At 62.5% G+C, this 1,084-nt stretch carries 2 protein-coding genes; one reads left to right on the top strand and one right to left on the bottom strand.

Annotation, left to right across the window (positions count from 1 at the left end):
* The coding region (locus EN914_RS36230) for a substrate-binding domain-containing protein (protein WP_164779207.1) at positions 1-542 on the bottom strand (542 nt) is incomplete at its 3' end.
* A 257-nt stretch (positions 543-799) separates the two neighbouring features.
* Between EN914_RS36230 and EN914_RS36225 the strand changes: the two genes are divergently transcribed.
* The coding region (locus EN914_RS36225; protein ID WP_245483195.1) for a FadR/GntR family transcriptional regulator at positions 800-1,084 on the top strand (285 nt) is incomplete at its 3' end.

Genomic DNA, 1,084 nt, shown 5'->3' with positions numbered 1-1,084 from the left:
ATGGCGCCTTCGACGCGGTCGACGGCGGTCGGCAGTTGGTCATAGGAGACGCGGATGGCGCCGACCTCGTCGGCCTTCCAGCCGCGCGCCTTCATCTCGTCGACGATCGCCTGGCCAACCGCCTCGCCGATCTTGGTTGCCGAGATGCCCATATGCGGCACGTCTTCCAGCGCCTTGCCGTCGGCGCCGACCAGGCGGTCATCGACAGTCATCAGCTTGAGATTGTTGGCGGCGGCCTTGGCGACGATGCCGGGGCCGAGCTTCACGTCGGGCGTGCAGACGATGAAACCCTGCGCGCCCTGGGCGCCGAGATTGTCGATGGCCGACATCAGCTTCTCACCGTCTTCGGCGCCGATCTTGACCAGGGTAAAGCCCTTTTCCTTGGCGGCCTGGTCAGCAAACTTCCATTCGTCCTGGAACCACGGCTCCTCGGGCTGCTTGACGATGAAGCCGATCTTGGTGTCCTGAGCATATGCAGCGATGGTCGTGACGGACAGCACGGCAAGCGCGCCCGCGACGAGCGCGGTCTTCAAAAGTCGCATGATTACCTCCCAGCGATAGACCGGGCGCTCAGCCCGGATGCCGGAGTCTCTAATCGCTTTTATCATACTCGTCAATTGATCTGGTATGATAATTCATGTACATGCTCTGACCAGCGATCGCTGGCGCAATTGATCCGCATCCGTTAAGGCCGGACCGGTTGTGCGAAACCAGCGGTTCGCCGCCTTGGAGGAGGGCTGAGGTGACCGGGACTTTGAAGAAACCGCAAGGCGACACAGCCACTCGCCGCCCGCGCGTTATGCCCGACGTGACCAAGGCGATTGCCTCGGACATCTTTTCCGGGCGCTATCCGGCCGGCTCCTCACTGCCGACCGAAAACGAGCTCGGCGTCGAATACAGCGTCAGCCGCACCGTCATCCGTGAGGCCCTGAAAGTGTTGGCGGCAAAAGGGCTGGTGCTGTCGCGGCCACGCGTCGGCACGATCGTCTGCAACGAGGACGACTGGAACATCATCGACCCGCAGGTGCTGGCCTGGCACGCGCCGCATGCACTGGACGACAAGCTCTTCGACGCCATTCTTGAG

Origin of the sequence: Mesorhizobium sp. M7A.F.Ca.CA.001.08.2.1 (assembly GCF_003998455.1) — a bacterium.
GTDB lineage: Bacteria > Pseudomonadota > Alphaproteobacteria > Rhizobiales > Rhizobiaceae > Mesorhizobium > Mesorhizobium ciceri.
This window is presented reverse-complemented; position numbering and strand designations above follow the sequence as displayed.